Genomic DNA, 23,832 nt, shown 5'->3' with positions numbered 1-23,832 from the left:
GCGTCGGGCTCCGGCCGCGGCTGCGCGGCGAGCGGCGCGACGGGGCGCAGCAGAGGTGCTTCGGGCAGGGCCCTCAGGGCGGGCCGCGGTGCCGGGTCGGACGGGGCGCGTTCGGTGCGTACGACCGTCCGCTCCCGTTCCGTGTGCGGTCGGGCCCGGGGTGTCGCCGGGCGCGGCACGTCCCCCCGCGGTACGGCCGAGGGGGTGGTGGCGGGCCACAGCGGGTCGGTGCCGTCGTCCGGGTCCGGTGCCGTGCTCCGTACGGCCTCGACCCGTTCGAACGGGCCGGGCAGCCGGGGCCGTACCCGCACCACACCCGGGCGTGGTCCGGCGGCGGCCGGGGTGTGCCGGGCGATCAGCCGGTCGAGGAAGTCGGGAACCGGCGCCCCGTCGGCGTCAGACATCCGCACACAGCTCCAGGTAGTAGCGGCGCCGCAGCGGGCTGAGCGCCAGGATCTCCGGCTCGCTCCAGCCGTACGACGTGGCGAGCAGATGGACGTCGAGCAGCAGGTCCCTTGCCCAGGCGTCCAGTTCGGTCCACAGGTAGGAGGCGATGTCCAGCTCGGCCCGGGTGGCCTCGCCGCACTCGGGGCAGGCGATGTGGAGCGTCACGTCGGCGCCCGGGTCGGCGGCCTCGACCGCCTCGGCGATCCGGCGCTGGACCGGGACCGGCAGCTCACCGGCGCCGACCGCCGCTCCGTCGCGCACCGCCGAGACGAGGCAGCGCGCGAGCAGGGCGGTACGCGGGTCGGCCGCCCGGGCCGCCACCGTCAGGTCGGCGACACCGGGCAGCCGGAACTCCACGTCCCAGCCGTCCTGCCGGACGCGCACCACGGAGTCGCCCGGGGTGTCCCGCCCGGCCAGTGACCGGGCGAACTCCCCGGCGTCCAGGTCGAACTCCATGTCCGCCCCGCACGCCGAGCACGCCAGCCGCACCTGCATCCGCTCCCCGAACAGGGCGCGGCGCAGCGCGAACAGGTCGGCCTCGCGCTCCCCCACCGGCAGTACCGGCAGGGTCGCGGTGTCGACGTCCGGGCGCGCCGTGCGGTGCAGCAGCAGGGCGCGCCCCGTCGATGCCTCGGCGAGGCCCGCCTCCCAGGTGGCCAGCAGTTCGGCGGCCCCGGTGATCGCCATCTCGTCCCCCCTCTGACCACCCGTTGTTCAGGCCGGGTTGAGGAAGGACGGCTCCTCCGGCTCGGGCACCTCGTAGTCCCGCTCCCAGCCCTCACACTCGAGCTTCAGCGACTGGATCGCCACCGCGTTGGCGTTGGCGTCGAGTTCGCCGAGGACCTGGTACTCGCTCGGCCAGGTCCGGTACAGCTTGTGCGAGACGGCGACCTGGCCGGCCTCGTTGAGGACCTGGATCACTATGTCCTTGCGGAAGTCGGCGAGGGACACCTCGGAGCCGAGGCCCGCGCCGACCTGCCAGACCTTGTTGGCCCAGCGGTCGAACTCGGGGTCGTGGGTGACTCCGCGCTCCAGGGTGATGCCCTCGAACTCGGAGCGGCCCGGCGACTTGCGGGGCGACGAGGGGTCGCCGCCGTGGCGGTGCTTGACGACTTCCGTCGTCCGCTTGAGCGGACTGATCTTGCTGATGCCGGCGACCGTGCGACCGTCCCACAGGACCAGGAACTTGAAGTTCTTGTAGGGGTCGAAGCGATGCGCGTTGACCGTGAACTCAGCCATCGGATTCCTTCAGTTCTCCACGATTCCCGGCGCCTAGAGCGCGAACTGCCCGGACGTCTGCTGGATTTTGACGATCACGAACTCCGCCGGCCTCACCGGTGCGATGCCGACGAGGACGTTGACGATGCCGTTCTCGATGTCCTCGGTGGTCGTCGTGTCGCTGTCGCACTTGACGAAGTACGCCTCGCGCGGGGTGCCGCCCTTGAAGGCGCCCTGACGGAAGAGCGTGTGCAGGTACGAGGAGGCGGCGAGCCGGATCTGCTGCCACAGGTTCTCGTCGTTGGGCTCGAAGACCACCCACTGCAGGCCCCGCTGGAGGCTCTCCTCCACGTGCAGCGCGAGTCGGCGCACCGGCACGTACTTCCACTCGCTGTCGAGTGCGTCGGAGCCCTCCAGCGTGCGGGCGCCCCAGACGACGGGGCCGGTCACCGGGAAGGTGCGCAGGACGTTGACGCCGAGCGGGTTGAGCAGCCCGGTCTCACGGTCGGTGAGGTTGACGGTGAGCGAGTGCACGCCCGCGAGCCGCGCCTCGGTGCCCGCCGGGGCCTTCCACACGCCGCGCTCGGAGTCGGTGCGGGCGATGACGCCGGCGACCGCGCCGGAGGGCGGGAAGGAGCGCAGCCGTCCGGTGAGCGGGTCGGTGAGCTGCAGGTGTGGGAAGTACAGGCCCGCGTGGTTGCCGCGTACGGCGTCGAAGGCGGCGAGCCCGGCGCGTGCGGAGTCGACGCTGACCCAGGTGCTCGGCGCGTCGACCAGCAGGAAGATCCGCCGCTCCTGGCACAGCCGCTGGGCGGCCGAGATGACGGTGAGGGCGTCCTCGGTCTTCTCGTACGCGGCGAGTTCGGGCAGGGCCAGCAGGTTGACGTCGGCGACGCCGCGCAGCGCCTGGATGCCGCTCTTGTCGCCCTCGGAGCCGATGAGGTCGCGCGGGCCGGGCGCCGCGCCGTCCTCGCCGCCCTCCAGGGGGAAGACCGGCGGGTTGACGGAGGCTTCCAGGCCGAGGTCGTTGGCGCACTCGCCGAGGAAGCGGACGACGTCCTCGGGGTCGGTGGAGCCGGCGACGACCTGGACACGGCGGCCGAAGGCGGTGACCTCGGCGCCCGCGAAGGCGTGCTTGCCGGGCGCGTCGGGCAGGGCGCGCAGCTTGCGTTCCAGGAGCAGCGCCAACTCGGCGACGCTGCACGGGGCTTCGCCGTCGCAGTCGGGGTCGTGGAGCGTGAACTCACGCTCCACCTCGCCGATCTTGACCGTCAGGTCGACGGCCAGGTTCGGGAGTTCGTCACCGAAGGGCTTGGAGACGGTGCCGGACGGGTCGGGCCGGCCCTCGCCGACGACCTCGACGCGGATCAGCTTGGAACCGGCGTTGATCACGGTCTGCGCGTAGCGGCCGTTGGCGGCGTCCATGGACAGGCCCGTGAAGCTCTCGCGGGCGTCGCCCTTGGCGTCGTAGACACGCAGGTTGAAGGTCTCGTCGGGGCACGGTGTGTCGTGGTCGACGGCGACGCGCAGGCCGTTGCCCCAGAGGCCGGGCTCCTTGGCGTGCACTTCGAGGACGGGGCCCTCGCTGTGGCCCTCGGTGGACTTGAGGGTGACGCAGGCGGCCTTGCCGCTGCCGGCCTTGGCCACCCGGACGATCACCGCGACGGTGCCGCCGTTGCCGAAGAACTGGTGGACCGCGTAGCCGACGGCGCTCTGGGCGCTCAGGCCCCCGAAGCGGCGCTCGAACTCCGTGAAGCTGGTGACGCGTACCGGCTCGTTCAGCGGACCACGCCGGGTGTGGCCCACGAAGGCGGTCACGGACGTGGTCAAGGTCGAGATCGTGCGGGTGCTGCTGGGGAGCTCCTCGACGTAGACGCCGGGATACGTCGGCTTTGCGGCGCTGACCGCGCTCATCGGCATTCCCCCTCCTTATCCCTGTCTCGGGTACCGGACAAAGGCACCAAGAGATGGCAGAGGGAGGCATTCCCGACCCGGGGCACGAAAACGCCACCCACAAGGGCGACGTCGACACGTGCACCGCACCAGTTTCCCCCGTCATCTCCGTGGGCGGTCGGCCGCACGGACCAAGCGACTCGCTTGTGACTCCTGATGCTCAAGTGCTCAACCCACCTTGCTGCGTTCGAAGTTGACCGAACAAGGTGGCTTCAGGCCAGCCGGGGAGAGGGTTCGGTGAAGACCCCCTCCCCGCATCCACACACGGCACCTGCGCGCCCCGGCCAGGTGGTTCACAGATCCCGCACAGCGGTGCCGCCCCGGAGCGCCGAAAGGGCCCGACCCGCGACGGAAACACTTGACTCACGCCGTTCGACTGGTCGCACGACCGTTCGGCACCCCCGAGTCGCACACAACGAGCCATGGCCGGTTTTCCCGGGCTGGCGAGAACCCGCCCCTACCGCCACCACCGCCACACCCCCTATGCGGCAGGTGAAATCTCGCCGCCATGTCTTGACATACGGCCGAAACGATTCGTAACTTGGCCGATCATTTAGATGCGTGAAGCCAGTTCATGCATATGAACTCCCAACGGAGTGTGTCCATGCGGGATCACCGACGACGTCGCCACCCGGCCGCCCTGCTCGTCGCCACGGCGCTCGCGTTCGGAACTGCCGCGTGCGGCTCCGGTTCCGGCAGTGCGGGCAGCGACGACCCGAACACTCTGGAGGTGTGGACCCGGAGCAATCCGGACTCCGCCGCCACCTACGACCGGGTCTTCGCCGCCTTCACCAAGAAGACCGGCATCAAGATCGACTACCAGCCGGTCATCAACTTCGACCAGCAGCTCCAGAGCCGGGCGTCCACCAAGGACCTGCCGGACGTCATGATCAACGACACGGCGCTGATGGGCAGCTACCAGAGCCAGGGACTGCTCAAGCCGATCGACCCCGCCTCGATCGCGGGCGGCGACCAGATCACCGACAAGTCCTGGGCGTCCACGGTGGGCGTCGACGGCAAGCACTACGGCATCCCGTACTCCCGCCAGGCCCAGACCCTGATGATCCGCACGGACTGGCTGAGGAAACTCGGACTGAAGGCGCCCACCACCTGGCAGGAGATGCTCTCCGTGGCCAAGGCGTTCGCCACCCGGGACCCGGACGGCGACGGCAAGGCCGACACCTACGGCATCGTCGCGCCGGGCAGCGCCCAGAACGGCTACGCCGCCTGGTGGGGAGCGAGCTTCCTGTGGCAGGGCGGCGCGCAGATCATCGAGTCGGACGGCACGGGCAAGTACACGCCGGCCATGGCCTCGGCCGCCGCGGTGAACGCCGTGACCTGGATGAAGGACAACCTCTTCTGCGGTGAGAAGGGCGTCGTCCAGCCGGGCGCCATCACCGCCGTCACGGCGACGGCCACGAACTTCCAGGACGGCAACGCCGGGATGTACATGACCGGCCCGTACAACATGACCACCTTCGACGGCACGCTCGGCAAGGACAAGTACGAGGTCGTCCCGGCCCCCGCGGGCCCGGCAGGCGGCGATGTGCTGGCCGACGGCGAGAACGTCTACCTCGGCGCCAGGACCGGCAAGGACAGGCAGGAGCGGGCGCTGGCCGCGTTCCTGGTCTCGCCCGAGGGCCAGAAGATCGCCATGACCAGCGTCGACGGCCACCAGCCCGTCGTGCGCATCCCCGTGAACTCCACGCTGGACGCGGCGAAGGTGCGTGACGACGCCCGCTGGAGCGTCGTACAGAAGGCCTACGAGGACGCGTCCCAGCAGTTCCCCAACGCGCCGGACTTCGCCCCGATCAAGCAGGACACCGCCGACGCGCTCAACTCGATCTTCACGTACTGCGGCGGTGACGTCCGCTCACAGCTCAAGGAGCTCAACGAGACCCTCGCCGGTGACCTCAAGGACCAGGACCTGCTGAAATGACCGCTACCGTCCCCGCCCCCGCGGCGCGCAGAGGCTCCGGCAAGAGGGCCCCCGACAAGTTCTCCGGGAGGACCTTCAACAAGAAGGCCCTCATCCCCTGGCTCTTTCTGGCTCCGGGTCTGCTGCTCGCGCTCGTCTTCAAGTTCTGGCCGATGGCCAAGGGCATCTGGCTCAGCTTCTTCGACGTACGGCCCTTCCTCGGCGACCGGTGGATCGGCCTCGACAACTACACGAGGGTCCTGACCGACCACCGCTTCCAGGACGCCATCGGGCACACCCTGATCCTGGGCATCGGCCAGTCGCTCGGCGCGATCCTCCTCGGCTTCGTCCTCGCCCTGCTCCTGGAGGGCCAGGCACGCTCGCTGAAGATCCTGCGCACCGCCGTCTTCCTGCCCGCCGTCACGGCCACCGCGGTCGTCGGCGAGCTGTGGCGGCTGATGTACTACCCGACCTCCGACGGCCTCCTCAACAGCGGCCTGCACCTCCTCGGACTCGGCCCCGTCCAGTTCCTCGACAACCCGGACATCGCGCTGTACTCGACGATGGCCATGAGCATCTGGATCTGGGCCCCGTACAACATGGTGATCCTCCTCGCCGGTCTCGCGGGCGTGGACCGCTCGCTGTACGAGGCGGCGGCGATGGACGGCGTCTCGCTGTGGCAGCGGCTGCGGTACATCACGCTGCCCGCGATCCGTCCGGCGCTCACGATCGTGCTCACGCTCGCCACGATCCGCGGCCTGCGCGTGTTCACCGAGGTCTACGTCCTCACCGGCGGCGGCCCGGCCGGGTCGACCGACGTCTGGATCACCCGCGCCTACACCCTGGGCTTCACCCGCAACGACATCGGCGGCGCCTCCGCGGCCTCGGTCGTCCTGCTCTGCGTGACGCTGCTGCTCACCGTCATGGTCAACTACCTCCGCAAGAGGGGAGAAGCGCGATGAGCGCCCCCGTCATCGACCCCGTCCGGCCGACAGCCCCTGACACCCCGGCCGGGCGGAACACCAAGGCTCAGCGGACCACCCCGGCCCGCTTCGACACCGCTCTCGGCTGGAACGACAAGCCCGGCCTCGCCTGGGCCCTGCGCGTCCTGCTCTGTCTGATCGCCCTCGCCATCTTCGCGGCGCCGTTCCTGACGATCTTCTCGGGCGCCTTCACCACCAACCCGAGCGGTTCCTCGCTGTCCTTCCTGCCCCACGACAGCACGCTGTCGAACTTCAGGGTGGCGGGCGAGCGCGGGATCTGGGACTACCTCGGCAACTCGCTGGTCATCGCGGGCGGTGGCCTGCTGCTCCAGCTCGTGGTGTGCACGCTCGCCGCGTACGCGCTGGCCCGGCACCGGTTCCGCGGCCAGGCGTTGATCATGCTGCTGTTCATGATGACGCTGATGCTCCCCGAGGAGGTCATCGCGATCCCGCTGTCGCTGGTCCTCGGTGACGTCCCGGTGGTCCACCTGGACCTCAAGGGCACGGTCTGGGGCGTCATCCTGCCGCTCGGCGCCTGGGGCTTCTCGGTGATGATGCTGACCGAGTTCATGCGGGACATTCCCGCCGAGATCGAGGAGGCCGCCCGCCTGGACGGCGTGGGCGAGCTCAGGATGCTCTGGCAGGTCATCCTGCCGCTGTGCAAGCCGGCGCTCGGCGTGGCCGGTGTGCTCGGCTTCATCATGATCTGGGACCAGTACCTGCTGCCCCTGATCGCCGCCAAGGACCCCACCGACTACACGGTCACCGTCGCCCTGTCCATCCTGCGCAGCGACCCCGAGGTCGGCTCCGGGTTGGTGCTGGCCGGTGCGGTCATCGCCCTGATCCCCAGCCTGATCGTCTATCTGCTCCTCCAGCGCTCGCTGGTCACCGGCATCGCCGCCGGTGCCACCAAGGGCTGACCCCTACCCCCCACCTTGAGGGAGACATGAAGTTCCAAGGAGTGCTGTTCTTCCCCGTCACGCCGTTCACCGCGGACGGCTCGCTGGACGAGGAACGGCTGGCTCAGCACATCGGGTCCGGCGTCGCGGCGGGCGCGGGCGGCGTGTTCGTCGCCTGCGGCACCGGCGAGTTCCACGCCCTGACGCCCGACGAGATCGAACGCGCCACGCGGATCGCCGTGGAGACGACCGCCGGCCGCGTCCCCGTCCTCGCCGCGGCGGGCGGCCCGCCCCCGGTGGCCCGCGACCAGGCCGCCCGCGTCGCACGCGCCGGTGCCGACGGCATCCTGCTGCTGCCGCCGTACCTGGTGACGGCGCCGCAGCGGGGCCTGGTGCGGTACGTCGAGGAGGTCACCGCCGCGACCGACCTGCCGGTGATCTTCTACCAGCGCGGCAACGCCCGCCTCACCGAGGCCACGGCGGCCGAGATCGCGGCGCTGCCGAAGGTCGTCGGCCTCAAGGACGGCCTCGGCGACATCGAGCGGATGCACCGCATCGTCCGGGCCGTGCGCGCCGTGCCCGGCGGCGCGGACTTCCAGTTCTTCAACGGCCTGCCCACCGCCGAGATGACCGCGCCCGCCTACCAGGGCATCGGCGTCGACCTGTACTCCTCCGCGGTGTTCGCCTTCGCCCCGGAGATCGCGCTGGCCTTCCACCAGGCGCTGGCGCGCGACGACCGGGAGTTGGTGACGACCCTGCTGGACGAGTTCTACGGCCCCCTCGTCGAACTCCGCGACGAGGTCCCCGGCTACGCCGTGGCCCTGGTCAAGGCCGGTGTGACCCTGCGGGGCCTGGACGTCGGCGGGGTACGCGCGCCGCTGGTCGACCCCACGCCGGAGCATGTCGCCCGGCTCGCGAAACTGATCGACCACGGCCTGGAGGCGGTCCGCGCATGAGCCCCACCGTCGGCACCCGGGTCCGCGAGCTGATCATCACGCCGATCGCCTTCCGCGACCCGCCGCTGCTCAACTCCAACGGCGTCCACGAGCCGCTCGCCCTGCGCGTCATCCTCCAACTCGTCCTGGAGGACGGCACGGTGGGCCTCGGCGAGTCCCCGGGCGGCGTCGCCCGCCTGGAGCGGCTGCACGCGGCGGCGAAGGTCGTCGTCGGCATGGACGTCTTCGACACGACGGCCGTCATGGCCGCGATCGACGCCGCGCTGCTGCCCACCGTGCCCAGCTCGCACGAGCGCGGCTGGACCAGCTCGGCGGTCGAGGTCGCCTGCCTCGACGCCCAGGGCAAGCTGCTCGACCGCCCGGTGAGCGACCTGCTCGGCGGGAGGGTCCGCGACCACGTCCCCTTCGCGGCGTACCTCTTCTACAAGTGGGCCGAACACCCGGCCCTGGACGGCCGCCCGGCGGTGGGCGACGACTGGGGCGAGGCGCTGGACCCCGCCGGGATCGTCGAGCAGGCACGGCTGATGCAACAGCGCTACGGGTTCGAGTCGTTCAAGCTCAAGGGCGGTGTCTTCCCGCCCGACGAGGAGATCGCCGCGATCAGGGCGCTGGCGGAGGCGTTCCCCGGGCAGCCGTTGCGCCTGGACCCCAACACGGCCTGGACGGTGGAGACTTCGCGGTACGTCGCCCGCGAGCTGGACGGCGTACTGGAGTACCTGGAGGACCCGACCGCGACCATCCCCGGTATGGCGGAGGTGGCGAAGGACTCGCCGCTCCCCCTCGCCACCAACATGTGCGTGATCGCCTGGGAGCATCTGCGCCCCGCGATCGAGCAGGACGCGATCCAGGTGCTCCTCACCGACCACCACTACTGGGGCGGACTGCGCCGCACCCGTGAACTGGCCGCGGTCTGCGAGGCGTTCGGCATCGCCCTGTCGATGCACTCCAACTCGCACCTGGGCATCAGCCTCGCCGCCATGACGCATGTCGCGGCGGCCATCCCCAACCTCGACCACTCCTGCGACACGCACTACCCGTGGAACTTCGCCGACGACGTGATCGTCCCCGGCGCCCTGGAGCTGCGCGACGGGGCGGTGGAGGTCCCCACGGGGCCGGGCCTCGGCATCGAACTCGACCACGACGCCCTCGACCGGCTCCACCGTCTGTATGTGGACTCCGGGGTGCGCGGCCGGGACGACACCGGCTACATGCGGCGGATCCAGCCGGAGTACGAACTACGGCTGCCGCGCTGGTGACCGACCATCGCGGTGTCCGCCTGGGTGAGGCCGTGCCGGGCACCGGGGTGGACCTCGCCGCGAGCTCGGCGGTGACTCGGTCGGCGAGCAGGTGCGGGCTGTCCACGCAGTAGCCGGTGACGCCCACCGGGCCGTCGGCCGTGAGCGGGGAGTCGGCGGGCCGGTCGAGGCAGCCCCCGGCATCCCGCTCGACACCCATAGGGTGACCCCCGACCGCACGGCAGGAGGGATGAGGGCGTGGGCGAGGGCGGCGCGGCAAGGGTTCTGGTGACCGGGGGCAGCGGTTTCGTGGGAAGTCACCTGGTCAAGCGGCTTCTGGAGCGCGGGTACCGGGTCCACACCACCGTGCGCGGCACGGCCGACACGGCGAAGGTACGGCCGCTGCGGGCGATGCAGGAGGCGCACCCCGGCCAACTGCTGTTGTTCGAGGCCGACCTGCTGGCGGAGGGCTCCTTCGACGAGGCGATGACCGGCTGCCGGGTGGTGTTCCATGTGGCGTCGCCGTTCCGTATGCCGGAGAAGATCAAGGACGGCCGCCGGGACATGGTCGACCCGGCCCTGCTCGGCACGCGCAACGTACTGGCGGCCGTCGAGCGGACGCCCACGGTCGAGCGGCTGGTCCTCACCTCCACCGTGGGCGCGATCTTCGGCGACTACGCGGACGTACTGGCCATGGACGACGCAGTGCTGTCGGAGCGGTACTTCAACACCACCAGCACCGTCGAGAACAACCCCTACCACTACGCCAAGACGGTCGCGGAGCGCGCGGCCTGGGACGCGGAGGCCGCCCAGGGCCGCTGGCGGATGGTCTCGCTCAACCCCGGCCTGATCCTGGGCCCCTCCCTCACCCCGGCCTCGGAGTCCGGCAGCCTGTTCCTGCTGGAGGAGCTGTTCAAGGGCTACTTCTTCTACGGAGCCCCGGACTTCAGCTTCACCACGGTGGACGTGCGCGAGGTGGCCGAGGCGCATATCGCGGCGGCGGAGAACCCGGACGCGCAGGGCCGCTACATCCTCGCCGACCGGACCATGACGTCGTTCCATGAGATGTCCCGCATGATCCGGACCCGCCACCCCCGCGACCTGCGCCTCCCGCGTACCGCGCTCCCGCACTGGCCGGTACGCGTTTTGGGTCCGGCCTTCGGGCTGACCCAGGACTACATCCGCGGACACCTCGGCATCCGCTTCCGGGTGGACAACAGCCGCAGCGTGAGCGAACTGGGCATCTCCTACCGCCCGATCGAGCAGACGGTCCTGGATCACTACGAAGCGTGGCGAGGTCAGCGCGCCGCGCAGTGAATGCGGAGCCCGGCACTCCAAGCGTCGAAGGTCACAAAAACGTATCGGACATTTCACATGTCAACCTTCACGCGAGGCTCACAAGTTGGTTAAGTTACGCCTCAGACCGCACGACGACCTCCGGCGAACCCCGCCGGGACGCGCGGCCTCCGCCGAGTCCGGTGTGTGCCCGTGAGGGTCCACCGGAGCCGGGAACCCAACCGAACCTGGGGTGAATCGGCCCAACCGTCCTTCGGGGCAAGGGCCGTAGGGCACACCTTCCGGAACCGATCGCCCGACCCCTCCCCCAGAGCCTGAACGGGCCTGGGGGTACCCCATCGCCACCCCGGTAGGCGGAGTACGGAAGGAGTACGTCGCCCATGGCGCCGGAACGCAGCGCGCGTCCGGGGGCTCTGAGCCTCCCCGGCATGCGCAATTCCGCACTCGCGTCGGCAGCCCTCACCTCAGTGGCCCTGCTCGCCCAGACGGCCAACGCCGCCCCCGCGGCCGGGGACGAGACACCGAGCCGCGAGGAGGTCAGCCGACGGGTCAGCTCCCTCTACGACCAGGCCGAATCCGACACGGGCACCTTCAACGCCACCCGCGCGGCGGCGACCGGACCGCGGGGGCGCGTCGACCGCCCGGCGGACGCGGGACGCGGGCCCGCCGCCGCGTCCGGGAGCGAGAACGGCAGGCGTAGCGACCCCGCGCTCGACAGCGTCGCCCGGCAGTGGTTCGACGTGGCACGCTCGAAGCTGGGCCCGACCGTTGCGGCGGCCCTGCCGGCCGACAGGATGCCGGACCGCCCCGCCGCGGCGCGGGACGCTCGGCCAGGATCCGGCGCCACCGACCGCGGACGGGAAGCCACCGGCCGCGCCGCCCTGGAACTGCCCCCCGCGCCGGTCGCCGAGTTGACGTCCGGTCGGCCCGTCGCGGCGGCTCCGACGCCCGAACTGACCGCCGGCCCGGTCGCCGCCCTGCCGGCCGCACCGGAGGCACCGCGGGAAGCCGTCCGGACCCCCCTCGCCCTGCCCGCGCCGCCCGCCGAGCCCACGGCCGAGCCGCGACAGCAGTCCGCTCTGCGGGCGTCCAAGGAACGCAACCAGCGAAAGCTCTCCCAGGCCCGCGAGTTGCTGTCCCGGTACACGGCGCGGCCGAACGCGCCGCTCGCGGCGATCGAGAGCCTTCCCGCCACCGTCGACAGCCTGTCCGCCGTCGGCACCTGGAACGCGACCCCGGCCCCGACCTCGGCCGAGACCCGGTGGGAGGCACTCCAGGCCCAGGGACCGGCCGGCCTCACCACGGTCCCGCCCGGCACCTCGGCCTGGACCACCACGGCGGACCCGACCACCGACCCCCTGGCCGTCACCGGAACCAGCCCGGTCCTCACCACGGGACAGACCTACGACACGGGCCAGGGCTACGACACGGGGCAACTCCTCACCACGCCCCAGGACTACGCCACCGGGCAGGTCCCCACCGCCGGCGCCGCCTTCACCGCGACCGCACCGCAGGACACCCGGGCCGTGCGGGCCCTGGACTTCGCCCGCGCCCAGCTCGGCAAGCCCTGTGTCTGGGGCACGAGCGGCCCGGGCTCCTACGACGGCCCCGGCCTCACCCAGGCCGCCTGGAAGGCCGCCGGCATCTCCCTCCCCCGCACAGCGCCGGAGCAGGCGACCGCCGGCCAAGGGATCGCGCTGACCTGCCTCGAACCCGGCGACCTCGTCCTCTTCCACGTCGGCCACGTCGGCATCTACTCCGGAAACGGCATGATGATCCACGCTCCGGGGCCGGGAGCGGCCATCCGCGAGGAGTCGATCCACTACGCCGGGGAGTCCGCGATCCACAGCGCGATACGGCCCGCCTGAGCCGGCGACAAGGCCACCACCGCCCCCGCCCTCTCCTGACGGCGGGGGCGGTCTCGGTGACACCACCCCGCCCCACCTTGTGAAGCCGACGATCACCGCCAAGCTCCAGCAGGACTCCTCCATCGACCAGGTGGTCACGCTCGGCGCACCGTTCGCGTTGACGGCCGTGCAGTCGGTGTCGGACGCGGGCGGCAAGGCCAAGATCGCGACCTTCGACCTCAACAAGGAGTTGGTCACGGCCGTCCAGGACGGCAAGGTCGAGTTCGCCGTCGACCAGCAGCCGTACCTCCAGGGCTACCTGGAGGTCGACTCGCTGTGGCTTACCGGACGAACGGCAACTTCAGCGGCGGTGGCACGGCTCCCGTGCTGACGTCGACGCGGTGGCCGAGTTCGCCGCGAAGGGCACGCGCTAAAACCTCCTGGGCGCGTCCGGGGCGCGGCCGACCCCGCCGTTGTCGCTTGTCAGGCCGGCTCCTGCGGGGCCGGCCCGCTCGTGCCCCGGACGACGAGCTCGGGGTCCAACACGGCCTCGCGCGGCTCCAGTTCCGGGTTCTCCAGCCGGTCCACGGCGAAGCGGACCGCGTGCTCGGCCATGAGCACCGCGTCCTGGCGGACGGTGGTCAGGCCGATCGACATCAGATGGGAGAGGTGGCTGTCGTCGTAGCCGACGACCGACATCTCGCGCGGGACCTCGACGCCCGCCTGCGTCAGCGTCATCAACAGGCCGATCGCACAGCGGTCGTTGCCCGCGAGGACCGCCGTCGGCAGCGGCAGCCCCCGGTCGCGCTCCGCCAGCAGCAGGCGCCCCGTCTCGATGCCCGACTCCTCGGTGTGCGCGCCGGGGATCACCCGTACCTCGTCCGTCAGCCCGTGCCGGCGCATCGCGGCCCGGTACGCGCGCCGCCGCTCGGCCGAACCGGGGCCGCGCCCGCCGTCGATGTGCGCGATCCGGCGGTGCCCCAGCTCCACGAGGTGGTCCATGGCCTGCCGTGCGCCCTTGCCCTCGGCGCTGTGCACGAGGTCCACCTGGGCGCCGGGCGCACGCCGGCCCACGGAGACGGTCGCCGCACTGTGTCCCAGCTGGTCGAGGTAGCCGGGCTCGGCGTCGGGGGCGAGCAGGATCAGCCCCTCGCACCGATGACCGAGCAGCGCCTCGACGGCCTTGGCCTCACCGCGGCCCGGGGTCGTCCCGGACAGCAGCACGTCGTAGCCGAGCCGCTCGGCCTCCGGGTAGATGCCGGCGATGAGGTCCGTGTGGAAGGTCTGGTGGACGGTGAACATCACGCCGAGGGTGCGACTGCGACCACGGGCCAGCAGCCGGGCGGCGTTGTCGGGGCGGTAACCGATCTCGTCGGCGACGCGCAGCACGCGCTCACGGGTCTCGCGGCCGGCGCCCGGCAGGTCGCGGAAGATGATCGAGACGAGCGCGCGGGAGACTCCCGCCTTCTCGGCGACGTCCGCCATCGTGGGCCGCTGCCTGCCTGCCGCATCCACCTGCGCTTCCCACCCTTCGACGCTGCTCACCTTAACGGGGCCTCGAAATCTCCCGGCGACAAGCTATTGACATGACATTTGGACCAGGGCCATCGTACTCGCACTAGAGCGCGCTAGTAGAGCGCGACAACACATCCGTGGACACGTACGCCGGCATCCGTCCCGTCCCCCCCCTCCCCCGTCTCCCGTCCCCCGTCCCCGAAGGACTCGTCATGGCAACGGCGCCAACCTCGCTCCGCACCACCGCGGGCGACCTGTGCCTGGGCTCGGCCCCCGACTCCTGGGGCGTCTGGTTCCCCGAGGACGACCGGCAGGTCCCCTACACCCGCTTCCTCGACGAGCTGGTGGCGGCGGGGGACGGGACGCTCGCGCGCCTCCGGCAGGTCGCGGAGCTGACCGCCGCCGCGGGCGCCCATCACCTGGCGCTCGTCCCGCCCATGTACCGGGACGAGAAGACCGGCGCGTTCACCGAGTCGCCGGAACTGACCGCCGGGCAGTGGGCGGGCTTCGGCAAGGCCGCCGACCGGCTCGGCGAGCTGCTCCTCGACGAGTACGACCTGCGGCTCGTGATCCATCCGCACGCCGACAGCCACATCCAGACCCAGCCGGAGATCGAGCGGCTGCCGGGCGAGTCCGACGAGCGCGTCGGATACGTGCACATCAAGCGGATGGACCCCGAGATCCTCGTCCAGGTCGCCGCGGAGAACCTGTCGTTCGGCGAGGCCGTCCAGCGCGGCGTGTGCGTGTCACCGCCCGCCGGGGTACCGAAGCCGGCCGACGTGGTGGCCGAACTCGCCCGACTGGAGGCCGAGTTGTTCGTGATCGTCGAGCAGGACCTGTACCCCCGCGCACCCGACGCGCCGCTCCCCATCGCCGTACGCACCCGTGAGCACCTGGCGGGCTGCGGCCTGTCGGGTACCCAGTGCCCGGCGCCCACGACTGCCGACCGGTGAGGAGACCGCCCATGGACGTCAGGGACGACGACCCGACGCAAGCCCCTACCCCCGTCTCGGACGACGCCCCGCCGGCGGTGTCCCGCAGGCTGCGGCTGATCACCGTCATCGCCACCTTCGGCGGACTGCTCTTCGGATACGACACCGGCGTCATCAACGGCGCCCTGCCGTACATGACCGACGACCTCGGCCTGACCGCGGTCACCGAGGGGATGGTCACCAGCTCACTGCTCCTCGGTGCCGCGCTGGGCGCGGTGGCCGGCGGCCGGCTGTCGGACGCGCGCGGAAGGCGCCGTACGATCCTCGCCCTCGCCGTGCTGTTCTTCGTCGGCGCGCTCGGCTGCACACTGGCACCGACGACCGCCGTCATGATCATCGCCCGGTTCGTGCTCGGCCTCGCGGTGGGCGGCGCCTCGGTGACGGTGCCGGTCTACCTCGCCGAGGTCTCCCCCGCCGAACGGCGCGGCGCGCTGGTCACCCGTAACGAACTGATGATCGTCAGCGGCCAGTTGCTGGCGTTCACCTCCAACGCGGTCATCGCCCGGGTGGGCGGGGAGTCCGGCGGGGTGTGGCGCTGGATGCTGGTGATCGCCACCGTTCCGGCCGTCGTGCTCTGGTTCGGCATGCTCGTGATGCCGGAGAGCCCGCGCTGGCTCGCCTCCCGGACCCGCTTCGGCGAGGCCCTGGAGGTGCTCAAGCAGGTCAGGTCCCAGCAGCGAGCCGAGGCCGAACTCGCGGAGGTGTCCGCGCTCGCCGTCAAGGAGGAGCGGGAGAAGCTCGGCGGCCGGCAGGACATGAGGGCCACGCCGTGGATCCGCAAGCTGATGTTCGTCGGCTTCGGCATCGCGATCGTGCAGCAGATCACCGGCGTCAACACGATCATGTACTACGGCACCCAGATCCTCACCGACGCCGGCTTCGCCTCGGACAGCGCGCTGACGGCGAACATCGCGAACGGCGTGATCTCGGTGCTGGCCACCTTCGTGGGCATCTGGCTGCTCGGCCGGGTCGATCGCCGCCCCATGCTGATGACCGGTCAGATGGGCACCACCGCGGCCCTGTTGCTGATCGGCGTCTTCTCCCTGGTGCTGCCGTCCGGCGACAGCCGTGCCTATGCCGTGCTCGCCATGACCGTCACCTTCCTCGCCTTCCAGCAGGGCGCGATCTCACCGGTGACCTGGCTGATGCTGTCGGAGATCTTCCCGATGCGGATGCGCGGCTTCGGCATGGGGGTCGCGGCGGTGGTGCTGTGGCTGACCAACTTCGTGATCGGCCTGGTCTTCCCGTCGCTGGTCTCCGGCATCGGGATCTCCCACACCTTCTTCCTGTTCGTGGTGGCGGGTGTCTTCTCGCTCGCCTTCGTGAAGCGGTACGTCCCCGAGACGAAGGGCCGCTCGCTGGAAACCCTCGAAGCGGAACTCAAGGCCCGCTTCTCCTGAACCGCACGTTCTCGAAAGGAAGTCCCATGACTGTGCGTGTAGGTGTCATAGGCGCCGGCTGGATCGGCCAGGAACACATACGGCGCCTCACCGAGGTCGTGACCGGGGCCGAGGTCACCGCGGTCACCGACATCGACGCCGCGCGTGCCGAGGAGGCGGCGAGCAGGGTCGGCGCCCGAGCGGTCGCGAACGGTGCCGAACTGATCGCGGCGGCCGACGTCGACGCCGTCCTCGTGACCTCCTGGGGACCCACCCACGCCGAACACGTGCTGAACGCCGTCGTCGCCGGAAGGCCCGTCTTCTGCGAGAAGCCGCTCGCCACGACCGCCGGGGACTGTCTGAAGATCGTCGAGGCCGAAACAGCGCACGGCCGCCGCCTGGTCCAGGTCGGCTTCATGCGCCGCTACGACGTCGGCTACCGGAGGATGAAGCAGGTCATCGACTCCGGTCGCATCGGTGAGCCGCTGATCGTGCACTGCGCCCACCGCAACCCGGCCGTCCCGGAGTCCTACACCTCCTCCATGGCCGCCCTGGACACCGCGGTGCACGAGGTGGACGTGCTGCGCTGGCTCCTCGACGACGAGATCGTCTCCACCCAGGTGGTCACCCCGCGCGCCACGAGCAAGCGGTTCGCCCATCTCAGGGACCCGCAGATCATGCTCTTCGAGACCGCCAAGGGCGTGCGCATCGACCTGGAGGTCTTCGTCAACTGCCAGTACGGCTACGACATCCAGTGCGAGGCGGTCGGCGAGGAGGGGCTGGTCCGGCTGCCCGACCCGGCCTCGGTCGGCCTGCGCAGCGCGGGGCAGCACAGCACGGAGGTGCTCACGGACTGGGTGGGCCGCTTCGCGGATGCCTTCGACACCGAGTTCCGCGAGTGGATCGCGGGCATCGCCGCCGGCATCGAGCCCACCGGCCCCTCCGCCTGGGACGGCTACGCCGCGACCGTCATCACCGCCGCGACCGTCGAGGCCCTGGAGTCGGGCCGCGTCATCGCCACCGACCTCGAGCCCCGCCCCGCCTTTTACGGAGGTGCCGCGTGAAGATCGCCCTCGACCCGTACATGCTCCGCACGCTCCCCATCGACGACATGGTGCGCACGGTCGCCGAACTCGGCTACGAGTACATCGAGTTGTCACCCCGGGACGACTTCATGCCGTTCTTCCGGCACCCGCGGGCCGACGACGAGCGGATCGCCGAGCTGAAGACCGCCCTGCGCACACACGGCGTCCGACTGTCCTCCGTGCTGCCGCTGTACAAGTGGTCCTCGCCCGACGAGACGGAGCGGCAGGCCGCCGTCCGCTACTGGAAGCGGATGATCGAGATCACCGCCGACCTCGGATGTCCGCTGATGAACTCGGAGTTCAACGGCCGCCCCGAACGCGCCGCCGAGAGCGAGGCCGCTTTCTGGCGCTCGCTGGAGGAACTCCTCCCGGTGTTCGAGCGTGAAGGCATCGCGCTGAACCTGGAGGCGCACCCCGACGACTTCTGCGAGGAGAACACCCCCGCCGTCGACCTGGTCCGTGCGATCAACAAGCCGTGGGTGAACTACCTCTACTGCGCCCCGCACTCCTTCCACCTGTCGGGCGCGGACCCGACGGCGGACATCGCGGCGATGATGCGCTACGCCGGAGACAGGCTCCGGCATGTGCACATCGCGGACTCCTTCAACCACAAGGGCTCGTCCGGCCTGCGCTACATCCTCAACCCGCCCGGCACCCCGGCCCGGATCCACCAGCACCTGGACATCGGGCAGGGCGAGGTCGACTGGGACGTGTTCTTCGGCACGCTGCGCGAGCTGAACTTCGACGGCGTGGCCACGGCCTGCGTCTTCGCCTGGGAAGAGCGGGCCGTGGAGTCCTCGGCGTTCATGCTGGACCGCATCCGCAAGGAGCTTGCCGGGTAGGCGATCCGAAGGGCCGGGCCGCCTTCAGGCCGCCTTGAGCGCGAGCGGCAGGGCACTGAGGCCGCTGAGGAAGTTGGAGTAGACGGGCTTGGCGGGACCGGTCTGCTCCAACTCCGCCACCAGATCACGCAGGCCGCTCAGCACGGCTCCGATCTCCGCCCGTGCCAGGTAGGCGCCGAGGCAGAAGTGCGGGCCGTAGGCGAAGGTCACATGCTTGTTGGGCGTACGGTCCAGGCGCAGTTCGCCGGGGGCGTCGAAGATCCGCTCGTCCCGGTTGGCGGAGGCGTTCCAGACGGTGACGATCTCCCCCGACTTCACCGCCTGCCCGCCGACCTCGGTGTCGGTGGTGGCGGTGCGTCCCGAGTGCAGGGCGGGGGTCGTCCAGCGCAGGATCTCCTCGACGGCGGTGTCGATGCCGGCGTCGCCCCGTCTGAGGGCCTGCCACTGGCCGGGGTGCTCCAGCAGCGCGAGCGCGGCGCCGACCATGGACAGGCGGGCCGTCTCGTCACCGCCGAGGATCAGGCTGTAGCAGTTGAGCATGATCTCGTCGTCGTCCAGCGGCAGCCCGTTCACCTCGCTGCCCGCGAGCAGCGCGATGACATCCGCGTGGCCGCCCTCGCGCCGGTCGCGGGCGAGGTTGGCGAAGTAGAGCAGGATCTCGTTCTTGGCTATCCAGGCGTCCGCCGCCGTGCTGTCGGCCTCGTGCGAGCCGAGCGCGGAGGACGTCAGGCTCAGCACATGGGCCCGGTCCTGGTCGGGGACGCCGAGCAGGTCGCAGATCGCGCCGAGGGGTATGCCGGCCGCCACGTCGGCGGCGAAGTCGCAGGTGCCCTTCTCCAGCGCGTCCTGCAGAAGCCGCGTCACCGTGCGCCGCACGCTCTCCACGATCGGCTCCAGGGCCCGTGGCGAGAAGGCGGACATCAGCAGGCGGCGCAGCGCCGTGTGCCTCGCCCCGTCGGTGATGGCGAGCATGCGCCCGGCCGCGGTGTCGCCGCCGGCGAGCAGGGTCTCCAGGACGTTGCCGCCCTCGGAGGTGAAGCGTGTGCTGTCCCGGTACACGGAGGTGACGTCGGCGTGCCGGGACACCACCCAGAAGCCCGGGGCCGTGTCGGTCGCCGGGTTCCAGTGGACCGGCTGACGCTCCCTCAGGTGGCGCCACACGGCGGACAGGTCGCTCTCGGCGTGCAGCCGCGGATCGGCCAGGTCCAGCGTGTCGAGTTCTTCCGGCGCGATCGTCCGCCGTGTGGTCATCCCGTCTTCCTCCCGTTTCCGCTGTTCCCTACGCGCCCATGGCCCGGATGAGGCTCTGCGGACGCATGTCGGTCCAGTGCTCCTCAACGTAGTCCAGGCAGGACTGCCGGCCGGCGGCGCCGTGCACGACGGTCCAGCCGGCCGGCACCTCGGCGAACGCGGGCCACAGCGAGTGCTGGCCCTCGTCGTTGACGAGGACGTAGTGCTCAAGGGTGTCGTCGTCGAAGGGATTGGTGGTCATGCGGGGTTCCTCCTGTGGGTGGGGGTGGTGGGCTCGGGCGCGGTGGTGCGCAGTCGTCGGGCGAGCCGGGGGCCGATCCGGTCCAGCGCTCCCGGACGGGTCATCTCACCATGGGTGCAGGGGATGTCGTGCGAGTGGACGCGCCCTCGCACGTACGGCTGCCAGGCCGTGTGCCGGTCCGGGTGCGCGTCGGGGTCCTGAGCGGCGGCGAACAACAGCAGGTCGCCGTCGTACGGCAGGGGGTCGAACTCCTCCAGCAGGCGCCGGTTGTTGGCCGTCACCTCGACCAGGGCCGCGAGTTCGGCATCGTCGAGGCTGCCGGGGAGGTCGGGGACGCGGCGCACCAGCTCGGCGAAGCGGCTGTCCGTCAGTTCCGTGTCCCGCGCTGGGGCTTCTCGCTCCAGGATGGCGAGGAGAGCGCGCAGTACCGCGGGTCGGTCGGCGGGGCGCGGGCCCTGGCTCGTCCACGCGCCGGGGAAGGAGTCGAGCAGCGCCAGCAGTTCCACCCGCTCCCCCGCCGCCTGGAGGGTCGTGGCGACGGCGTGGGCGACGAGGCCACCCATGGAGTATCCGAGCAGGTGGTACGGGCCCTCGGGCTGGATCTGGCGGATCCGCGCGGTGTGTGCGGCGACCGTCTCGGCGAGGCTCTCCGACCGCGTCTCGCCCGGCACCAGACCACGGGACTGGAGTCCGTACAGCGGGCGGTCGGTGTCCAGATGGCGGGTGAGCCCGGCGAAGCCCCAGGCCAGACCGGAGGCCGGCGGGAGGCAGAAGAGCGGCTCCCGGTCGCCGCGGGTGCGCAGGGGCAGCAGGGGACCCAGTGCTGTCGTTCCGCTGCCGGTGCCCGCCTCCGCGTCCGGGCCACCGCTCGTCCGGCGGGCCAGCGCGGCCACGGTCGGTGTCTCGAACACGGCCGGCACGGGGACTTCGGCGGCGAGTTCGGTGCGGATCAGGGTGGTCAGCCTGGGGACCAGGAGGGAGTGTCCGCCGAGGTCGAAGAAGCTGTCGTGGACGCCGACCCGGGCCGGGTCGAGGCCGAGGACGTCGGCGACGAGCGCGCGCAGCCTCTCCTCGCGCTCGGTGCGCGGGGCGCTGCGGGCGGGGGCCGGAGTGCCGGGAGCGGGCAGGGCTGTGCGGTCCAGTTTGCCGCTGGCGGTGAGCGGCAGTGCGTCGAGGACGACGATCGTCGCGGGGATCATGTGGGCGGGCAGGTGCCGGGCCAGGTGCGCCTTCAGTACGTCCGGCCCGGCGCCCCCTCGCGCGGCCGGTACCGCGTACGCGATCAGTTGCTTCTCGCCGCGCGCGCCCTCGTGTACGGTCGCCGCCGCCTTGGTCACGGCCGGATGGGCGGCCAACTCGGCCTCGATCTCGCCGAGTTCGACGCGGAAGCCGCGGATCTTCACCTGGTGGTCGGCCCGGCCCAGGAAACGCAGCTGTCCGTCGGGGTCGCGCACCGCGAGATCGCCGGTCCGGTACATGCGCTCCCCCGGCCCGCCGTAGGGGTCGGCGACGAAGCGCTGCCCGGTCAGCCCGGGTCGGCCGAGATAGCCGCGGGCCGGTCCGCCGCCCGCGATGTACAGCTCCCCCGTCATTCCGTCGGGCACCGGCTGGAGGGCCTGGTCGAGGAGGCGGAGGCGGTTGCGGGCGAGCGGGCCGCCCAGGGGCGGCGAACCGTCCTCGGGGTGGGGGTCTACGCCGGACTGCCAGGCGGTCGCGTAGATGGTGGCTTCGGTGGGCCCGTAGAAGTTGATGATCCGGGCCTCGGGGAAGGCGGTTCGAAGGTCGGCGAGGAGCCGTTCGGGAACGGGCTCGCCGCCCAGCGCGACGACCCGGGGTGAGATGTCGGGCCGGTCGGCGACCACGGTGGCCATCACCGAGGGCACCCCGCTGACGAGGGTCGCGTCCCGGCCGCCCGACGTGGTGAGCGCCAGCAGGTTCTCGACGATCTCGATACGGCCCCCGCACAGCAGCGGCGCGAAGATCTCGAAGACGGACACGTCGAAGTTGAGCGAGGTGGAGAGCAGCACCCTGGCCAGCCGCTCGGGGCCGAACGCGGTGTGCGTCCACTCGACGAACTCGACGATGCCGCCGTGGGTCTCCGCGACACCCTTGGGGCGGCCGGTGGAGCCGGAGGTGTGGATGACGCAGGCGACGGTGCCGGGGTACGACGCCGGTGCGGGGACAGGGGTCTGCGGGGACGTCACCCCGCCTGTGAAGATGGGCGTTCCCCCGGGCAGCACCCCGGCGGTCTCCTCCGTGGCGAGGACGACCACCGGCCGGGCGTCCCCGACGATGTACGCGAGGCGCTCGCGCGGATAGGCGGGGTCGAGCGGGAGATAGGCGGCACCGGACTTCAGGACGCCGAGGACGGCGACGACCAGCTCCGCCGTGCGGGGCAGCGCGATGCCGACGACCCGCTCGGGCCCGGCGCCCAGAGCCACCAGCTGCCGGGCCAACCGTGCGGCCCGGTCGTCGAGTTCGCGGTACGTCAGCCGGACCTCGCCGTCCAGCACGGCCTCCGCGTCCGGCGTGGCCGCGACCTGGGCCGCCCACAGGTCGGTGAGGGTGCGGGTCGCCGGGGCCGGTTCCGGGCCGGGGCGCTCCTGGTGCCGTGCCAGTGCGACGCGACCGAGCAAGAGGTCGGGGTCGGCCGCCATGGCCTCCAGGAGCCGTACGAGACGGTCGAGGGTGGCCTCGGCCCAGTCGGCGTCGAAGAGGTCGGGACGGTAGGCGAGGCGGAAGCGCGGGCGGGGGCCCGGCACCGCCACCAGGGTCACGGGGTAGTGGGTCGCGTCGCGTCCGCCCGTGCCCACGACCCGCATGCGGTCGGCGTCGTCCGCCTGGTGCAGGTCCGTCGGGTAGTTCTCGAACACGACGAGCGTGTCGAAGAGTTCGGGGACGCCGGCCGCCCGGTGGATGTCGGCCAGGCCGAGGTGATGGTGGTCGAGAAGGCGGACGTAGCCCTCCTGGACCCGGCGCACGAGCCCGCTCAGGGGTTCGTCGGGGCGGAGCCGTATCCGGGTGGGAATGGTGTTGATGAACAGGCCGACCATCGACTCGACGCCCGGCAGTTCGGCGGGGCGGCCGGAGACGGTGGCGCCGAAGACGATGTCGTCGCGGCCGGTCATCCGGCTGAGCAGGATCGCCCAGGCGCTCTGGACCAGGGTGTTGACGGTGACGCCCAGGCGGGCGGCCAGCGCGGAGAGGCTCGTGCCGGTCTCCTGGGTGAGCTCGGTGCGGGCCTGCGCCGGCTCGCCCGAGCCGCGGCCGTCGGTGGCGTGCGGGGCGAGGCGCGTGGGCTGCGTCACTCCGTCCAGCGCCTCCCGCCAGGCGGCCTCGGCCGCCGTACGGTCCCGGCCGGCCAGCCAGTCCAGGAAGGCGCGGTAGGGCGGTGCGGGTGGCAGGGCGGCGGGGTCGCCGCCCGCCTCGTACAGGGCGAGCAGTTCGCGCAGCAGGACGGAGACCGACCAGCCGTCGAGCAGGATGTGGTGGTGGGTGAGGAGCAGGCGGTGCCGTCGCTCACCGGTGCGGGCCAGGGTGCAGCGGATCAGCGGGGGCGTGGCCGGGTCGAAGCCGCGGGCCAGGTCCTCGTCGAGCAGGTGCGCCCACTCCCGCTCGGTGTCGATGCCGGGGCCGGTCAGTTCGGCCTCGGTCCACGGCAGGGTGGCGCGGGGGGGGGGGGAACGGGCGGGGGGGGGGAGGGAGAAAGGGGGGGAGGAGGGGCGGAGGGGGGGGGGGGGGGGGCGGAGGGAACGGGGGGCGGAGGGCAGAAAGG

At 71.6% G+C, this 23,832-nt stretch carries 18 protein-coding genes and 2 pseudogenes; 12 read left to right on the top strand and 8 right to left on the bottom strand.

Going from position 1 to position 23,832, the window contains the following annotated elements; translation table 11 throughout:
* The 4 genes and pseudogenes from ACFU95_RS32850 to ACFU95_RS32835 all read right to left on the bottom strand — a co-directional run.
* A pseudogene (locus tag ACFU95_RS32850) lies at window positions 1–404 on the bottom strand (hypothetical protein); the annotation flags it as partial.
* The gene (locus ACFU95_RS32845) at window positions 397–1,134 is read right to left on the bottom strand and encodes a hypothetical protein (RefSeq protein ID WP_383835111.1); all 738 of its coding nucleotides are present in this window, start codon (window positions 1,132–1,134) and stop codon (window positions 397–399) included. The pseudogene ACFU95_RS32850 and the gene ACFU95_RS32845, both read right to left, overlap by 8 nt.
* Before the next feature lie 27 nt (window positions 1,135–1,161).
* A complete protein-coding gene (locus ACFU95_RS32840) occupies window positions 1,162–1,686 on the bottom strand; it encodes a phage tail protein (protein ID WP_004003113.1) in 525 nt (174 codons plus the stop codon).
* Window positions 1,687–1,719: 33 nt separating this feature from the next.
* Complete coding sequence (locus ACFU95_RS32835; RefSeq protein ID WP_383835108.1) at window positions 1,720–3,585, bottom strand: phage tail sheath family protein; 1,866 nt, start codon at window positions 3,583–3,585, stop codon at window positions 1,720–1,722.
* 637 nt (window positions 3,586–4,222) lie between these two features.
* Between ACFU95_RS32835 and ACFU95_RS32830 the strand changes: the two genes are divergently transcribed.
* From ACFU95_RS32830 to ACFU95_RS32795, 8 genes and pseudogenes are all read left to right on the top strand, one after another.
* A complete protein-coding gene (locus ACFU95_RS32830) occupies window positions 4,223–5,557 on the top strand; it encodes an ABC transporter substrate-binding protein (protein WP_383835106.1) in 1,335 nt (444 codons plus the stop codon).
* Window positions 5,554–6,498 (top strand): carbohydrate ABC transporter permease, encoded by a 945-nt coding sequence (locus ACFU95_RS32825; RefSeq protein WP_383835104.1) that lies wholly within the window; start codon window positions 5,554–5,556, stop codon window positions 6,496–6,498. Before ACFU95_RS32830 ends, ACFU95_RS32825 begins: the two co-directional genes overlap by 4 nt.
* Window positions 6,495–7,439, top strand: coding sequence for a carbohydrate ABC transporter permease (locus ACFU95_RS32820; protein WP_383835101.1), 945 nt, complete (start codon window positions 6,495–6,497; stop codon window positions 7,437–7,439). The genes ACFU95_RS32825 and ACFU95_RS32820 overlap by 4 nt, the downstream gene beginning before the upstream one ends.
* Window positions 7,440–7,465: 26 nt before the next feature.
* The gene (locus ACFU95_RS32815; RefSeq protein WP_383835098.1) at window positions 7,466–8,374 is read left to right on the top strand and encodes a 5-dehydro-4-deoxyglucarate dehydratase; all 909 of its coding nucleotides are present in this window, start codon (window positions 7,466–7,468) and stop codon (window positions 8,372–8,374) included.
* Complete coding sequence (locus ACFU95_RS32810) at window positions 8,371–9,630, top strand: glucarate dehydratase family protein (protein ID WP_383835095.1); 1,260 nt, start codon at window positions 8,371–8,373, stop codon at window positions 9,628–9,630. Before ACFU95_RS32815 ends, ACFU95_RS32810 begins: the two co-directional genes overlap by 4 nt.
* Before the next feature lie 237 nt (window positions 9,631–9,867).
* The gene (locus tag ACFU95_RS32805) at window positions 9,868–10,926 is read left to right on the top strand and encodes an NAD-dependent epimerase/dehydratase family protein (RefSeq protein WP_383835092.1); all 1,059 of its coding nucleotides are present in this window, start codon (window positions 9,868–9,870) and stop codon (window positions 10,924–10,926) included.
* 407 nt (window positions 10,927–11,333) lie between these two features.
* Window positions 11,334–12,773 (top strand): NlpC/P60 family protein, encoded by a 1,440-nt coding sequence (locus tag ACFU95_RS32800; RefSeq protein ID WP_383835089.1) that lies wholly within the window; start codon window positions 11,334–11,336, stop codon window positions 12,771–12,773.
* Between the two features lie 79 nt (window positions 12,774–12,852).
* Window positions 12,853–13,186 (top strand): annotated as a pseudogene (locus tag ACFU95_RS32795) (substrate-binding domain-containing protein); the annotation flags it as partial.
* A gap of 49 nt (window positions 13,187–13,235) precedes the next feature.
* Here ACFU95_RS32795 and ACFU95_RS32790 read toward each other — a convergent pair.
* The gene (locus ACFU95_RS32790) at window positions 13,236–14,237 is read right to left on the bottom strand and encodes a LacI family DNA-binding transcriptional regulator (RefSeq protein WP_383835125.1); all 1,002 of its coding nucleotides are present in this window, start codon (window positions 14,235–14,237) and stop codon (window positions 13,236–13,238) included.
* 242 nt (window positions 14,238–14,479) lie between these two features.
* On the opposite strand from ACFU95_RS32790, the gene ACFU95_RS32785 reads away from it, so the two are divergent.
* From ACFU95_RS32785 to ACFU95_RS32770, 4 genes are read left to right on the top strand one after another with little or no spacing between them, the layout of a single operon-like run.
* Window positions 14,480–15,220, top strand: a complete 741-nt coding sequence (locus tag ACFU95_RS32785; protein WP_383835086.1) for a 2-keto-myo-inositol dehydratase — start codon at window positions 14,480–14,482, stop codon at window positions 15,218–15,220.
* An 11-nt stretch (window positions 15,221–15,231) separates the two neighbouring features.
* The gene (locus ACFU95_RS32780; protein WP_383835083.1) at window positions 15,232–16,659 is read left to right on the top strand and encodes a sugar porter family MFS transporter; all 1,428 of its coding nucleotides are present in this window, start codon (window positions 15,232–15,234) and stop codon (window positions 16,657–16,659) included.
* Window positions 16,660–16,685: 26 nt separating this feature from the next.
* A complete protein-coding gene (locus tag ACFU95_RS32775) occupies window positions 16,686–17,702 on the top strand; it encodes a Gfo/Idh/MocA family protein (RefSeq protein WP_383835080.1) in 1,017 nt (338 codons plus the stop codon).
* Complete coding sequence (locus ACFU95_RS32770) at window positions 17,699–18,565, top strand: sugar phosphate isomerase/epimerase family protein (protein WP_383835077.1); 867 nt, start codon at window positions 17,699–17,701, stop codon at window positions 18,563–18,565. Before ACFU95_RS32775 ends, ACFU95_RS32770 begins: the two co-directional genes overlap by 4 nt.
* A gap of 24 nt (window positions 18,566–18,589) precedes the next feature.
* Here ACFU95_RS32770 and ACFU95_RS32765 read toward each other — a convergent pair whose 3' ends face one another.
* The 3 genes from ACFU95_RS32765 to ACFU95_RS32755 form a co-directional block, all read right to left on the bottom strand.
* Complete coding sequence (locus ACFU95_RS32765) at window positions 18,590–19,816, bottom strand: cytochrome P450 (protein WP_383835074.1); 1,227 nt, start codon at window positions 19,814–19,816, stop codon at window positions 18,590–18,592.
* Between the two features lie 28 nt (window positions 19,817–19,844).
* Window positions 19,845–20,057, bottom strand: coding sequence for an MbtH family protein (locus tag ACFU95_RS32760; RefSeq protein ID WP_383835071.1), 213 nt, complete (start codon window positions 20,055–20,057; stop codon window positions 19,845–19,847).
* The coding region (locus ACFU95_RS32755) for an amino acid adenylation domain-containing protein (RefSeq protein ID WP_383835068.1) at window positions 20,054–23,832 on the bottom strand (3,779 nt) is incomplete at its 5' end. The genes ACFU95_RS32755 and ACFU95_RS32760, both read right to left, overlap by 4 nt.

The sequence above is a fragment of the Streptomyces sp. NPDC057623 genome (assembly GCF_042800355.1).
Taxonomy (GTDB): domain Bacteria; phylum Actinomycetota; class Actinomycetes; order Streptomycetales; family Streptomycetaceae; genus Streptomyces.
This window is presented reverse-complemented; position numbering and strand designations above follow the sequence as displayed.

Coding starts and splice junctions, on each gene's coding strand:
- ACFU95_RS32845 (WP_383835111.1), bottom strand. CDS start 1,134: ATGGCGATCACCGGGGCCGCCGAACTGCTGGCCACCTGGGAGGCGGGC.
- ACFU95_RS32840 (WP_004003113.1), bottom strand. CDS start 1,686: ATGGCTGAGTTCACGGTCAACGCGCATCGCTTCGACCCCTACAAGAAC.
- ACFU95_RS32835 (WP_383835108.1), bottom strand. CDS start 3,585: ATGCCGATGAGCGCGGTCAGCGCCGCAAAGCCGACGTATCCCGGCGTC.
- ACFU95_RS32830 (WP_383835106.1), top strand. CDS start 4,223: ATGCGGGATCACCGACGACGTCGCCACCCGGCCGCCCTGCTCGTCGCC.
- ACFU95_RS32825 (WP_383835104.1), top strand. CDS start 5,554: ATGACCGCTACCGTCCCCGCCCCCGCGGCGCGCAGAGGCTCCGGCAAG.
- ACFU95_RS32820 (WP_383835101.1), top strand. CDS start 6,495: ATGAGCGCCCCCGTCATCGACCCCGTCCGGCCGACAGCCCCTGACACC.
- ACFU95_RS32815 (WP_383835098.1), top strand. CDS start 7,466: ATGAAGTTCCAAGGAGTGCTGTTCTTCCCCGTCACGCCGTTCACCGCG.
- ACFU95_RS32810 (WP_383835095.1), top strand. CDS start 8,371: ATGAGCCCCACCGTCGGCACCCGGGTCCGCGAGCTGATCATCACGCCG.
- ACFU95_RS32800 (WP_383835089.1), top strand. CDS start 11,334: ATGCGCAATTCCGCACTCGCGTCGGCAGCCCTCACCTCAGTGGCCCTG.
- ACFU95_RS32790 (WP_383835125.1), bottom strand. CDS start 14,237: ATGGCGGACGTCGCCGAGAAGGCGGGAGTCTCCCGCGCGCTCGTCTCG.
- ACFU95_RS32785 (WP_383835086.1), top strand. CDS start 14,480: ATGGCAACGGCGCCAACCTCGCTCCGCACCACCGCGGGCGACCTGTGC.
- ACFU95_RS32780 (WP_383835083.1), top strand. CDS start 15,232: ATGGACGTCAGGGACGACGACCCGACGCAAGCCCCTACCCCCGTCTCG.
- ACFU95_RS32775 (WP_383835080.1), top strand. CDS start 16,686: ATGACTGTGCGTGTAGGTGTCATAGGCGCCGGCTGGATCGGCCAGGAA.
- ACFU95_RS32765 (WP_383835074.1), bottom strand. CDS start 19,816: ATGACCACACGGCGGACGATCGCGCCGGAAGAACTCGACACGCTGGAC.
- ACFU95_RS32760 (WP_383835071.1), bottom strand. CDS start 20,057: ATGACCACCAATCCCTTCGACGACGACACCCTTGAGCACTACGTCCTC.